This is a genomic window from Streptomyces sp. AHA2, assembly GCF_036857595.1.
GTDB lineage: Bacteria > Actinomycetota > Actinomycetes > Streptomycetales > Streptomycetaceae > Streptomyces.
The window spans coordinates 32228-44567 of record NZ_JAUQWJ010000031.1 but is presented as its reverse complement, the minus strand read 5'-3'; the positions used below and the strand labels follow the sequence as shown (position 1 = coordinate 44567).

Annotated in this window: 10 protein-coding genes and 1 pseudogene; 2 read left to right on the top strand and 9 right to left on the bottom strand. The window is 72.9% G+C overall.

What is annotated here, in order from left to right:
* Positions 1–511 precede the first annotated feature (511 nt).
* Positions 512–1546: a tryptophan--tRNA ligase gene (trpS, locus tag Q5694_RS33330; RefSeq protein ID WP_333937260.1), complete on the top strand. Its 1035-nt coding sequence runs from the start codon at positions 512–514 to the stop codon at positions 1544–1546.
* 44 nt (positions 1547–1590) lie between these two features.
* On the opposite strand, the gene proC is transcribed toward trpS, so the two are convergent.
* The 6 genes and pseudogenes from proC to Q5694_RS33300 all read right to left on the bottom strand — a co-directional run bounded on the left by proC (position 1591) and on the right by Q5694_RS33300 (position 6460).
* A complete protein-coding gene (proC, locus tag Q5694_RS33325) occupies positions 1591–2403 on the bottom strand; it encodes a pyrroline-5-carboxylate reductase (RefSeq protein ID WP_333937259.1) in 813 nt (270 codons plus the stop codon).
* A gap of 106 nt (positions 2404–2509) precedes the next feature.
* Positions 2510–3303: pseudogene (locus Q5694_RS33320) on the bottom strand (ABC transporter permease).
* Positions 3300–4127 (bottom strand): ABC transporter ATP-binding protein, encoded by an 828-nt coding sequence (locus tag Q5694_RS33315; RefSeq protein WP_333937258.1) that lies wholly within the window; start codon positions 4125–4127, stop codon positions 3300–3302. Before Q5694_RS33315 ends, Q5694_RS33320 begins: the two are co-directional and overlap by 4 nt.
* A gap of 300 nt (positions 4128–4427) precedes the next feature.
* On the bottom strand, positions 4428–5255 hold the full coding sequence (locus Q5694_RS33310) for a class I SAM-dependent methyltransferase (RefSeq protein WP_333937257.1): 828 nt from the start codon (positions 5253–5255) through the stop codon (positions 4428–4430).
* Positions 5256–5456: 201 nt separating this feature from the next.
* Positions 5457–5951: an EamA/RhaT family transporter gene (locus tag Q5694_RS33305; RefSeq protein ID WP_333937256.1), complete on the bottom strand. Its 495-nt coding sequence runs from the start codon at positions 5949–5951 to the stop codon at positions 5457–5459.
* A gap of 176 nt (positions 5952–6127) precedes the next feature.
* On the bottom strand, positions 6128–6460 hold the full coding sequence (locus Q5694_RS33300; protein ID WP_333937255.1) for an SH3 domain-containing protein: 333 nt from the start codon (positions 6458–6460) through the stop codon (positions 6128–6130).
* A gap of 181 nt (positions 6461–6641) precedes the next feature.
* Here Q5694_RS33300 and Q5694_RS33295 point away from each other — a divergent pair, with 181 nt between their 5' ends.
* Positions 6642–8753 carry a serine/threonine-protein kinase gene (locus Q5694_RS33295; RefSeq protein ID WP_333937254.1) on the top strand — a complete coding sequence of 704 codons (2112 nt, stop codon included), beginning with the start codon at positions 6642–6644 and terminating at the stop codon, positions 8751–8753.
* A gap of 61 nt (positions 8754–8814) precedes the next feature.
* Here Q5694_RS33295 and ilvD read toward each other — a convergent pair whose 3' ends face one another.
* From ilvD to Q5694_RS33280, 3 genes are all read right to left on the bottom strand, one after another.
* The gene (ilvD, locus tag Q5694_RS33290; protein ID WP_333937253.1) at positions 8815–10668 is read right to left on the bottom strand and encodes a dihydroxy-acid dehydratase; all 1854 of its coding nucleotides are present in this window, start codon (positions 10666–10668) and stop codon (positions 8815–8817) included.
* A gap of 138 nt (positions 10669–10806) precedes the next feature.
* The gene (locus Q5694_RS33285) at positions 10807–11439 is read right to left on the bottom strand and encodes a TetR/AcrR family transcriptional regulator (protein WP_333937252.1); all 633 of its coding nucleotides are present in this window, start codon (positions 11437–11439) and stop codon (positions 10807–10809) included.
* Positions 11436–12260 (bottom strand): sugar phosphate isomerase/epimerase family protein, encoded by an 825-nt coding sequence (locus Q5694_RS33280; protein WP_333937251.1) that lies wholly within the window; start codon positions 12258–12260, stop codon positions 11436–11438. The genes Q5694_RS33285 and Q5694_RS33280 overlap by 4 nt, the downstream gene beginning before the upstream one ends.
* Positions 12261–12340 lie beyond the last annotated feature (80 nt).

The window sequence follows — 12340 nt, the reverse complement described above, 5'->3', positions numbered from 1 at the left end:
CCGACTCTATCAGATCCTTTCGGGCCTGATTCCCAGTCAGAGTGGGCTGTCGTCACGGCTGTTGGGCCGTTCCGACGAGTGAGACTTTAGCGGATTCCCCGGCTCCCGACCTAATCGGGGGCCGCGTCCTTTCGAACGTGGATTCCTCATTCCGCGAATACGCACACCAATGAAACGAGGACAGAGTTCTGCCCGTCGAGTAGTGGTGGGTACCTGCGGATTGGCTGCCCGGGGACCGACCGGAGTCGGCTCTCACGTCGGGCAACTCGGAGAACACTACGAAGCGGGGCAGGGCGTGTCAAGTGCCGGGTGGGCCCGGCTCCGGAGGCGTACGGTGGGACGCATGACCACGCGTACGTGTCACCAGTCCTGGTGGGCCGCCTGACGGCGGCCGCGCTCACGTACGCACTCGACGGCCGCCGCCTCGGCGGCCGTTTCTGTTCCTCCCTCCGGCATCACCGAGGGGCGGCCGGGCCGGGGCGGCGGTCCCGGACCGGAAGGTGGAACAGAGATGACGCGGGTCTTCAGCGGGGTCAAGCCGACGGGGCATCTGACGCTGGGGAACTACCTCGGAGCCATGCGGCGCTGGGCCGCGGTCGACCAGCACGAGGCGGACGCCTTGTTCTGTGTCGTCGATCTGCACGCCCTGACCGTGGACCACGATCCCGCGCGGGTGCGCCGGCTCAGCCGGCAGGCCGCGAGTCTGCTGCTGGCGGCCGGGCTCGATCCCGCCCTGTGCACGGTGTTCGTGCAGAGCCACGTGGACGAGCACGCGCGGTTGTCGTACGTGCTGGAGTGCGTGGCCACCGACGGTGAGATGCGGCGGATGATCCAGTACAAGGAGAAGGCCGCGCGGGAGCAGCGGCGGGGCGGGAGCGTGCGGCTGTCGCTGCTGACGTATCCCGTGCTGATGGCGGCGGACATCCTGGCGTACGGGGCCGGTGAGGTGCCGGTCGGGGACGATCAGCGCCAGCACGTGGAGCTGGCCCGGGATCTGGCGGTGCGGTTCAACCAGCGGTACGGGCACACGTTCGTCGTGCCGCGGGCCACGCGGCCCCGGGTGGCGGCGCGGGTGATGAACCTGCAGGACCCGACGTCGAAGATGGGCAAGAGCGACGACGTGGGGCCCGGGATCGTCTATCTGCTGGACGAGCCGGACGTGGTGCGCAAGAAGGTCATGCGTGCCGTCACCGACAGCGGGCGGGAGGTCGTGTACGACCGGGAGGCCCGGCCGGGGCTCGCCAACCTGCTGGAGATCCTCGCCGCCTGTACGGGTGGGGATCCCGAGAGCCTCAGTGGTGCGTACGCGTCCTACGGGGATCTGAAGAGGGACACCGCCGAAGCCGTGGTCGAGGTGCTGCGGCCCGTGCAGGAGAGGCACAAGGAGTTGTGCGCCGATCCCGGTCATGTGGAGGCCGTGCTGCAGGCCGGGGCCGAGCGGGCCCGGGCGATGGCCCGGCCGACGGTGGACGCCGCGTACCGCGCGATCGGGCTGCTGGAGCCCGTGGCCGAGAGGGCGGGCGCGGGGGGCGGCGTCACCGTGTGACGTGAGGGTGCCGGTGGGGGCGGTGTGCGGCCGCCCCCTCGGCATCAGGTGCTGTTGCCGGAGGCCAGGGCGCGGCTGCGGTCGCGGGCGGCTTCGAGGGCGGCGATGAGGGCGGCCCGTACGCCGTGGTTCTCGAGTTCGCGGATGGCGTTGATCGTCGTGCCGGCGGGGGACGTGACGTTCTCGCGGAGTTTGACCGGGTGCTCGCCGCTGTCGCGGAGCATCGTCGCGGCGCCGATGGCGGACTGGACGATCAGGTCGTGCGCCTTGTCACGGGGCAGGCCGAGCAGGATGCCGGCGTCGGTCATGGCCTCGACCAGGTAGAAGAAGTAGGCCGGGCCGGATCCGGAGAGGGCCGTGCAGGCGTCCTGCTGGGACTCGGGGACGCGCAGCGTCTTGCCGACGGCGCCGAAGAGTTCCTCGGTGTGGGCGAGGTGGGCGGCGGTGGCGTGGGTGCCGGCGGAGATGACGGACATCGCCTCGTCGACGAGGGCCGGGGTGTTCGTCATGACGCGGACCACGGGGGTGCCGGGAGCGAGGCGCTCCTCGAAGTAGGCGGTGGGGATGCCGGCGGCGCCGCTGATGACCAGGCGGTCGGCGGGGACGTGCGGGGCCAGCTCGTCGAGGAGGGTGCCCATGTCCTGCGGCTTGACGGTGAGGATCAGGGTGTCGGCGGTCTTGGCGGCTTCGGCGTTGGTGACGGGGGTGACGCCGTAGCGGGTGCGGAGTTCCTCCGCCCGTTCCCGGCGGCGGGCGGTGACCAGGAGGTCGGCCGGGGTCCAGCCGGCGCGGATCATTCCGCTGAGCAGGGCTTCGCCGATCTTGCCGGTGCCGAGGACTGCGACTTTCTGGGTCATGGCTTTCGGTGCCCTCCGGGGGTTGCGCGTCGTCCTGGTTCATCCTCGCACCCGGGGTCGCGGGGCGGGGGGCGTGTCCGGTGGGCGGGACGCGTGTGCGGGCCGGTCACATGGTGCGGCGGCGGAGGGTGGCCGCCCCCAGGGTGAGGACCAGCAGGGCGCATCCGGCGACGATCGACACGTCCCGGACGAACGCGGCCGTCATGTCGGTGTGGCGCAGGACCTCGTTCATGCCGTCCACCGCGTACGACATGGGCAGCACGTCGGAGACGGCCTGGAGGACGGGGTGCATCTCGTCGCGCGGGGTGAACAGGCCGCACAGGAGGAGCTGGGGGAAGATCACCGCCGGCATGAACTGGACCGCCTGGAACTCCGAGGCCGCGAAGGCGGAGACGAACAGGCCGAGGGCCGTGCCGAGGAGGGCGTCGAGGAGCGCCACGAGGAGCAGGAGCCAGGGGCTGCCCGTGACGTCCAGGCCGAGGAGCCAGAGGGCGAGGCCGGTGGCGAGAGCGGACTGGACGATCGCGAGGGCGCCGAAGGCGAGGGCGTAGCCGGCGATGAGGTCGCCCTTGCCGAGGGGCATGGCGAGGAGGCGTTCGAGGGTGCCGGAGGTGCGTTCGCGCAGGGTGGCGATGGACGTCACCAGGAACATCGTGATCAGCGGGAAGATCCGAGGAGGGACGCGCCGATGCTGTCGAAGGTGCGGGGGCTGCCGTCGAAGACGTAGCGCAGCAGGAGCAGCATCACGCAGGGGATGAGGACCAGCAGCGCGATGGTGCGCGGGTCGTGGGTGAGCTGGCGCAGGACCCGGAGCGCGGTGGCGGTGGTGCGGGACGCGCTGAGGGCGCGTGGGGGCGCGGTGGGGGTGGGGAGGACCGGTGGTGTGGTCGTGGTGGTCATCGGGTCGTCTCCTTGGTGCGGGCTGCGGCCTCGGCCTCGTCGACCAGGTGCAGGAAGGCCTCTTCGACGGTCTCGGCGCCGGTGCGGGCGCGCAGGGCGTCGGGGGTGGTGTCGGCCAGGAGTTCGCCCTCGCGCATGAGGAGGAGGCGGTGGCAGCGCTCGGCCTCGTCCATGACGTGGGAGGAGATCAGGAGGGTGGCGCCGCGGTTCGCCGCGAGGTCGTGGAAGAGGGTCCACAGGTCCCGGCGCAGGACCGGGTCGAGGCCGACGGTCGGTTCGTCGAGGACCAGGATCTCGGGGGCGCCGAGGAGGGCCACGGCGAGGGAGACGCGGTTGCGCTGGCCGCCGGAGAGGTTGCCGGCCAGGGCGTCGGCGTGGGTGGTGAGGTCGACGTCGGCGATGGCGCGGGTGACGTGGTCGTGGCGGCGATCGGCGTGGGCGCGGCCCGGGTCGAGTATCGCGGCGAAGTAGTCGAGGTTCTGACGAACCGTCAGGTCGTCGTAGACGGACGGGGCCTGGGTGACGTAGCCGACGCGGGTGCGCAGGGCGGGGTGGCCGGCGGGCCGGCCGAGGACGTCGAGGGTGCCGGTGACCTTGGCCTGGGTGCCGACGATCGCGCGCATGAGGGTGGACTTGCCGCAGCCGGAGGGGCCGAGGAGTCCGGTGATCCGGCCTCGCGGGACGGTGAAGGCGAGGTCACGCAGGACCGTGCGGGGGCCGCGGACGACGGTGAGGTGTTCGGCGTGGACGGCTGGGTCGGCCGGGGCGGGTCGGACCTGGGGTTCCGGGTCCGGGCGCGGGGAGCCGAGAGCATTATTCATCATGCGATGAATAATGCTCCCGGGGGTGGGGGTCGTCAAGCGTGCGGGCGTGGGCGGGCGCGGGTCCGGTCGGGAGGCCGGATCGGGTGGGGCGCCTTGCGGGGGCGTCCGGGCCGGGAGGGCTTCGAGTCGGGACGGGGCGCCGGGTCAGGACGGCAGTCGCGTCACGACCGGGTGCCGGGGCAGGGGCGGACCTTCGCCTCAGGACCGACTTCGAGTGGGACAGGGATCCGGGCCGGACGGGGCCTCGGGTGGGACAAGGCTCCCTGTCGGACAGGGCTTCGAGCAGGACGGGGCGCCGGGTCAGGACGGGGCTTCGGCGAGGAGGAGGACCACCTCGTAGACCTCGTCCACGTGGCCGTCCGGGAAGGCCGCGATGAGGTGCTGCCGTTCCCGGTCGAGGAAGGCGGTGGTGTGTTCCTCGTCGTGGACGAGGAAGATCGAGTGGCTGGCGACGTTGGCGAGGTGCGTGTCGACCGGGACGCGGCGGCTCCAGCGGACCGTGCGGCGGGTGAAGCCGAGACGGCCGGTGGGGTCCGGATCGCGGGCCCCGGCGTTCTTCTGCTCGGCGGTGACGTCGACGGCGAAGTGACGGGCGACGCGCTCGGCGGCTTCCGCGATCCAGGGGACGTCCAGCGCCTCGGTGTTCCACCACAGGGCCAGGGCCCCACCGGGGCGCAGGACGCGCAGGGCCTCCGGGACGGAGCGGGCGGGGTCGGTCCAGTGCCAGGCCTGGGCGTATGTGACGAGGTCCAGACGGGCGTCGGCCAGAGGGAGGTCGTCGCCCGTGCCGATGACGAGCGGGATGTCCGGGTGGGTACGGCGGAACTGTGCGGCCATGCCGGCGCCGGGTTCCACCGCGACGACGTCCGCGCCCCGCGCGCGCAGGAGGGCGGTGGCGATGCCGGTGCCGGCGCCGATGTCCGCGACGCGGGCGCCGGTCAGGGGGCGGCCGGTGAGGGTTTCGATCGTGTCGAAGAGGGCCGGGGGATAGGCGGGGCGGTGGGCCGCGTACTGAGCCGCGACGGCGTTGAAGGAGTGGGCGCGGGCCGTGTGAAGCGGCCGGACGCCCGGTCGGTCGTCGGGGGTGGCTTCGGCTCCGGTGGAGCGGTGGGCAGGAGACGGTGTCATCCCGCCATGGTGGCCGGGAGCCGGGGTGGGGCGCGGTGAGACTTCGGTGAGAGGTGCCTGGAAAATCGGGGTGGGGTGCGGTGAGACGCCGGGGAGAGATAGCCCCGAGGGGTCGAGTCCGGTGGGCGGGGTGGGAAGCGGGCGACTTCGGTGAGGGGCGCCCGGGCGCGACGGGGGCTCGGTGGAGGGGTGCCGGTGGCGTCAGGTGGGGCGGCGCTTCTTCGACGGGTTGCCGGAACGGCGGGTGGTGCGCTTCTCGTGCTGCCGGCGGGCTTCCTCGTACTCGGCGCGGTGGAGCTTCTCGCCGGGGGCCTCGGTGAGGGAACGGAAGAAGTAGGCCAGGAGGGAGCCGACGAAGCCGATGGTGAGGAGGCCGCGCAGGGACGCCTGGCGGTCGGGGTCCTGGCGCCGGGTGAAGCCCTCCCAGGTGTGGCGGAAGGCCATCGCGCTGCAGATCGCGAACATGACGGTCGTCAGGAGCGTGACGAAGCTGCCGATCGCGGCGATCTGCAGGCCCTGGTAGGCGAGGCGGAGGACGAGGCAGGACGCGGCGGCGGCGACGAGGGATCCGGTGGCCACGGCGATGCGGCGGGCGGTGTAGCCGTCGTCGTGGTTCACCCAGCTGGTGCCGAAGAACCGGAGGGGCTCCGGGTGCGGGGCGGTGCCGGGGGCCGGGGTGCCTGTGTCTGCGCTCACCCGTCGATTATGGCTCGCGGTGGTGCGGGGACGGTTCCGGCGGCCGCGGTTCCGGCGGCGGCCCGCGGTTCCATCGCGCTCCGCGTGCGGCCGCCGCCGGAGGGCACGGGATGCGCGGGACGCCCGGCGCGGTGTGGCCCGCAGTGGGGGCGGGCCACACCGGTCCGGGCGGACGGTCAGGAGCAGCGGGGGCGGATGTAGCCGTCGCTGCCCGTCTGGACGTAGGCGTCGGAGATGTACTGGCCGCTCGCGATGTTGTCCCAGATGTTGGTGGTGCCGTAGGGGCCGGTGATCCAGGTGCCGGGCGACTGGCAGTTGATGGAGACCCTGGATCCGGCGGGCAGGACCTTGACGACCGGGTAGCCGGTGCCGGGGCCGCTGCGGACGTTGACGCTGGTGCCCGGTGCGATCGGGTAGGTCGTGGCCGCCGCGGCCAGCGTGGTGACGGCCGGCTCGGCGGCGCCCTCGGGCTGCTCGGTGTGCTCGATCTCGGCAGGCTCGACTGACATGTGTTCCTCCCCCGTTGAGCCCCACGTCTGCCGTGGGGTCCCGTTGATTCCCCCGCATCACGCCGTCAAACACATGTGCGCGACTTGCCGCCGGCGGCTGGCAAGCCGCCTCTGTCCCGTACGAGTCATCGACTAGGCTCCGTGCGTCGCGCGCGCGGACGAACAGCACGGGGGTGGTCCCATGGCGCCACGGCGGAACGCCGGAGCGGGCCCGGAAGCGGAACTTCCCGAATACGCCGGGCACTACCGCCTGGAGTCCTGCCTGGGATCCGGCGGGATGGGGGTCGTGCATCTGGCGCGCAGCACCTCAGGGATGAGGCTCGCCGTGAAGGTCGTGCACGCCGAGTTCGCCAAGGACCCTGAGTTCAGGGGGCGTTTCCGGCAGGAGGTGGGGGCCGCCCGGCGGGTCAGCGGGGCCTTCACCGCGCCGGTCGTGGACGCCGATCCCGAGGCCGGCCGGCCCTGGATGGCCACCTTGTACATCCCGGGTCCCACGCTCGCCCAGGAGGTGAAGCGGAACGGGCCGCTGGCCCCTGCCCGGTTGCGGCGGTTGATGGCCGGGCTCGCGGAGGCGCTGCGGGACATCCACCGGGTCGGGGTCGTGCACCGGGATCTGAAGCCGAGCAACGTGCTGCTCGCCGAGGACGGGCCGAAGGTCATCGACTTCGGCATCTCCCGGCCGAAGGACAGCGAGTTGCGCACCGAGACGGGAAAACTTATCGGGACGCCGCCGTTCATGGCGCCCGAGCAGTTCCGGCGGCCGAGGGAGGTCGGGCCCGCCGCCGACGTGTTCGCGCTCGGATCGGTGATGGTCCACGCGGCGACCGGGCGGGGGCCGTTCGACTCGGACAGTCCGTACGTGGTCGCCTACCAGGTCGTGCACGACGAGCCGGAGCTGACCGGTGTGCCCGAGGAACTGGCCCCGCTCGTGCTGCGGTGCCTGGCCAAGGAGCCCGAGGACCGGCCCTCCCCCGACGAGTTGATGCGGGAGCTCCGGTCGGTGTCGGCCTCGTACGACACGCAGGCCTTCGGACCCCCACAGCGTGCCGAGGAGGAACCGGCAGCAGCCGAGCCCGAGGCGCCGGCCGGAGAGGTGCCCCCGCGTGAGGGGTCCGGCCGGCTGCTCAAGCGGGTGGCCGTGGCGGCCGGGGCTCTCGCGCTGGCCACCGCCGGGGTGCTGGCGGTGGTGGGTCTGCCCGGGGGCGCGGAGGCGGCGCGGGAGGTCGCCTCGCCGCGGACCACGGCCGCCGCGTTCTCCGGGTGGGAGGCGGAGCCGCTCGACGGCCGGAGCACGCCGCAGTGCTCGTACGCGGCGGACGCCGTGGTGTGCGCCCAGGAGGGGCTGGTGTTCGCGCGCGACGCCGTGGACGGGCGGTTGCTGTGGCGGCAGGCGCTGAGGGGCGCCGCCGCGAGCGGGCCGCCGGCCGGGGCGCCGGTCGTGACGGACGGCAGGGTGCTGGGGGGACTCGGTCAGGGGCGGGAGCTGACGGCCGTCGACCTGGCGTCGGGCGGGGTGTCCCGGCAGGAGCTGCCGGCGTACGGCGGGCTGCGGGCCGTGGGCGGCATGGTGCTGCTCACCGGGTCCGACGGCACGGTCAGCGGGGTGGAGGCCGCCTCGGGCCGGGTGCGGTGGAGCCACCGGGTGCCCGGGCAGGACGTGCCGTACTTCGTCTCGTTCCCCGGCGATCGGCTGGCGTACGCGGTGGGCGTGTCCGGCGACGGGAGCCGCACGCGGGTCACGGCACTGGATCCGCGGACCGGTGAGGTGCGGTGGCAGCGGGGGCTGGACGGAAACCTGGAGGCCGTCGGCACGTCGGACGGAGCGCTCGTGGCGGTGGCCGTCGACGCCGCGAGCGGTCAGGCGCGGGCCGTCGTGCGTTACGACCCCCGCAGCCGGGCGACCGTACGGGTTCCGTTGCGTGTTCCCCTGGCGCAGGTCCAGGGCGGTGTGCGCGGGGACGTCGTCCATCTCATGGCGGGGGGCGGGGCGTTGACGGCCGTCGACCTCGAGGCGCGCGAGCAGTTGTGGACCCTGGAGACGGGAGTCGTACGGGCCTCCAGGCCGGCTTCCGACGGCCGGCACGTGTACGTGAGCGCGCCCGACGGGCGGCTGCTCGCCGTGGACGCCCGGCGGGGCGGGCTCGTCGGGCAGACGCCGGTCCGGCTGGGTGAGCGGTCCGACCGGGTGCCGGCCTCCCTGCCCGAGCCGGTGGTGGTGGGCGGCCGGGTCTACGGCAGCGCCCCGGACGGCACGGTGTTCGCCGTCGACGGGCGTGATCCCGCCGCCTGGTGAGCGCGTACGGCGAGGGCCGCCCCCCGGTGGCGGGAGGCGGCCCTCGGCGGGTGACGCGGGGTCAGCCCAGCTTCGACACGTCCCGCACGGCGCCCTTGTCGGCGCTGGTCGCCATCGCCGCGTAGGCGCGCAGGGCGGCGGAGACCTTGCGGTCGCGGTTCTTCGGGGCGTACCGGCCGTTCAGGGCCTGCTCGCGGCGGGCCAGCTCGGCGTCGTCGACCAGCAGGTCGATGGAGCGGTTGGGAATGTCGATGCGGATGCGGTCGCCGTCCTCGACCAGGGCGATGGTGCCGCCCGCGGCCGCCTCGGGCGAGGCGTGACCGATGGACAGGCCCGAGGTGCCACCGGAGAAGCGGCCGTCCGTGACCAGCGCGCAGGACTTCCCGAGGCCGCGGCCCTTCAGGTACGAGGTCGGGTAGAGCATCTCCTGCATGCCGGGGCCGCCCTTGGGGCCCTCGTAGCGGATGACGACGACGTCGCCGTCCCGGACCTGCTGGGTGAGGATCTTCTGCACGGCCTCCTCCTGCGACTCGCAGACGACCGCCGGCCCCTCGAACGTCCAGATGGACTCGTCGACGCCGGCCGTCTTCACGACGCAGCCGTCCACGGCCAGGTTGCCCTTGAGGACCGCGAGGCCGCCGTCCTTGGAGTAGGCGTGCTCGGCGGAGCGGATGCAGCCGCCCTCGGCGTCCTCGTCCAGGGCCTCCCAGCGCTCGGACTGGGAGAATGCCTCGGCGGAGCGGACGCAGCCGGGGGCCGCGTGCCACAGCTCGACGGCCTCGGCGGACGGGGAGCCGCCGCGCACGTCCCAGGTCTTCAGCCAGTCGGCGAGGGAGGGGCTGTGGACGGAGTGCACGTCCTCGTTGAGCAGCCCGGCGCGGTGCAGCTCGCCCAGCAGGGCGGGGATCCCGCCCGCGCGGTGCACGTCCTCCATGTAGTACGTGCGGTCCTTGGCCACGTTCGGGGCGACCTTGGCCAGGCACGGCACGCGGCGGGAGACCTCGTCGATCTCCTCCAGGCCGAAGGGGACGCCCGCCTCCTGGGCGGCGGCCAGCAGGTGCAGGATCGTGTTGGTGGAGCCGCCCATGGCGATGTCGAGGGCCATGGCGTTCTGGAAGGCGGCGAAGGACGCCACGCTGCGGGGCAGGACCGTCTCGTCGTCCTGCTCGTAGTAGCGGCGGGTGATGTCCATGACCGTGCGGGCCGCGTTCACGTACAGCTGCTTGCGGGCGGTGTGCGTGGCGAGGACCGAGCCGTTGCCCGGCAGGGACAGGCCGATGGCCTCGGTCAGGCAGTTCATCGAGTTGGCGGTGAACATGCCGGAACAGGAGCCGCAGGTCGGGCAGGCGTTCTCCTCGATGCGGAGGATGTCCTCGTCGGAGATCTTGTCGTTCACGGCGTCGGAGATCGCGTCGACCAGGTCGAGCGTGCGGACCGTGCCGTCGACGAGCGTGGCCCGGCCGGACTCCATGGGCCCGCCGGAGACGAACACCGTGGGGATGTTCAGCCGCAGGGCCGCGTTGAGCATGCCCGGGGTGATCTTGTCGCAGTTGGAGATGCAGATCAGGGCGTCGGCGCAGTGGGCCTCGACCATGTACTCCACGCTGTCCGCGATCAGGTCGCGCGAGGGCAGGGAGTAGAGCATGCCACCGTGGCCCATGGCGATGCCGTCGTCCACGGCGATGGTGTTGAACTCGCGCGGGATGCCGCCGGCCTCGATCACGGCCTCGCTGACGATGCGGCCGACCGGCGCGAGGTGCGTGTGGCCGGGGACGAACTCCGTGAAGCTGTTGGCGACGGCGATGATCGGCTTGCGGCCGATGTCCGCACCCGGTACACCGGAGGCGCGCATCAGGGCGCGGGCGCCCGCCATGTTGCGGCCGTGGGTGACTGTGCGGGACCTCAGCTCGGGCATCGTCGCTCGCTCCTTCAGAGACTGCGTCAGAGATTTCGGAGACGTCTGACTGCTGTCGAGCGTACGCCGGTCATCCAGGAGGCGGGACGCAGTGTCCGGAATGCGGGACGGCCGTCTCGTGTGCGTACCCCGGCGGGATCACGGACCGGTCAGGTGTCCCTGGACGACGGGGGCCAGCCGCTCGATGATCTGCTCCGGGTCCGCCGAGGCCAGCGGCTCGATCCTGATGACGTACCGCAGGATCGCGGTGCCCACGAGCTGGGCTGCGGCGAGCTCGGCGCGCAGCTCGGCGTCCGGCAGTTCCAGCCGCACGGCGATGCGGCGCAGCACCTGGGTGGCGACGATGCGGCGGAAGACGGCGGCCGCGGTGTCGTTGGTGAGGGCGGAGCGGACGATGGCGAGTAGGGGGGCGCGGGTCGCCGGGTTCTCCCAGACGCCGAAGAAGAAGCGGGCCAGCCGCTCCCCCACGCCGTCGAGCGGCCCCTCCTCGATGGCCTCGGGGGCCTGCAGGGCGGGTCCGAAGGACTGGGTGACGGCCGCCTCGAAGACCTGTTCCTTGGTGCCGAAGTAGTGGTGCACCAGGGCGGAGTCGACGCCGGCGGTCTTGGCGATGCCGCGCACGGACGTCTTCTCGTAGCCGCGTGCGGAGAACTCGTCGCGGGCGGCGGTCAGGATGCGGTCCCGGGTGCCGGCGGACTCCGTGCGCGGGGGGCGGCCGCGGCGCCGGGCTGCGGGGCCGGGCCCGGTGCCGGCCGGGGGCCGGCCGCTCATGGGCGCGGCACCTTCGCGGCCGAGGCCAGGTGGAGCCGGGTGAAGGCCAGGGCCTCGGCGAGGTCGGCCTCGCGCTCCGCGCCGGACATGGCGCGGCGGGTGTTGACCTCGATGACGACGTGGCCGTCGAAGCCGGTCAGGGCCAGCCGCTCCAGCACCTCGGCGCAGGGCTGGGTGCCGCGGCCGGGCACGAGGTGCTCGTCCTTGGCGGAGCCGCGGCCGTCGGCGAGGTGGACGTGGCCGAGGCGGTCGCCCATGCGGTCGACCATGGCCAGCGCGTCGGAGCGGGCCGTCGCGGTGTGGCTGAGGTCGATCGTGAAGTGGCGGTAGTCGTCCTTGGTGACGTCCCAGTCGGGGGCGTAGGCGAGCATCTCCCGGTCGCGGTAGCGCCAGGGGTACATGTTCTCGACGGCGAACCGTACGTCCGTCTCGTTCGCCATGCGCCAGATGCCCGTGACGAAGTCGCGCGCGTACTGGCGCTGCCAGCGGAACGGGGGGTGGACCACGACCGTGCTCGCGCCGAGCTTCTCGGCCGCCGCGCGGGCCCGCTGGAGCTTGGTCCAGGGGTCGGTGGACCAGACCCGCTGCGTGATGAGCAGGCAGGGGGCGTGCACCGCGAGGATCGGGATGCGGTGGTAGTCGCTGAGTCTGCGCAGGGCCTCGATGTCCTGGCTGACCGGATCGGTCCACACCATGACCTCGACCCCGTCGTAACCGAGGCGCGCGGCGATCTCGAAGGCCGTGGCCGTCGACTCCGGGTAGACCGAGGCCGTCGAGAGGGCGACCTTCGCGTCCGGGATCTTCACGGCTGGCTCTGCCATGCAGCACAGATTACGGGGTGTGGTGGGCGGGGAGTGGGGGGTCTCCTGGCCGTTGTGGTGATTGCCACGTGAGGCCGTGG

Coding starts and splice junctions, on each gene's coding strand:
- Q5694_RS33315 (WP_333937258.1), bottom strand. CDS start 4,127: ATGATGAATAATGCTCTCGGCTCCCCGCGCCCGGACCCGGAACCCCAG.
- Q5694_RS33300 (WP_333937255.1), bottom strand. CDS start 6,460: ATGTCAGTCGAGCCTGCCGAGATCGAGCACACCGAGCAGCCCGAGGGC.
- proC (WP_333937259.1), bottom strand. CDS start 2,403: ATGACCCAGAAAGTCGCAGTCCTCGGCACCGGCAAGATCGGCGAAGCC.
- Q5694_RS33285 (WP_333937252.1), bottom strand. CDS start 11,439: ATGAGCGGCCGGCCCCCGGCCGGCACCGGGCCCGGCCCCGCAGCCCGG.
- ilvD (WP_333937253.1), bottom strand. CDS start 10,668: ATGCCCGAGCTGAGGTCCCGCACAGTCACCCACGGCCGCAACATGGCG.
- Q5694_RS33295 (WP_333937254.1), top strand. CDS start 6,642: ATGGCGCCACGGCGGAACGCCGGAGCGGGCCCGGAAGCGGAACTTCCC.
- Q5694_RS33280 (WP_333937251.1), bottom strand. CDS start 12,260: ATGGCAGAGCCAGCCGTGAAGATCCCGGACGCGAAGGTCGCCCTCTCG.
- trpS (WP_333937260.1), top strand. CDS start 512: ATGACGCGGGTCTTCAGCGGGGTCAAGCCGACGGGGCATCTGACGCTG.
- Q5694_RS33310 (WP_333937257.1), bottom strand. CDS start 5,255: ATGACACCGTCTCCTGCCCACCGCTCCACCGGAGCCGAAGCCACCCCC.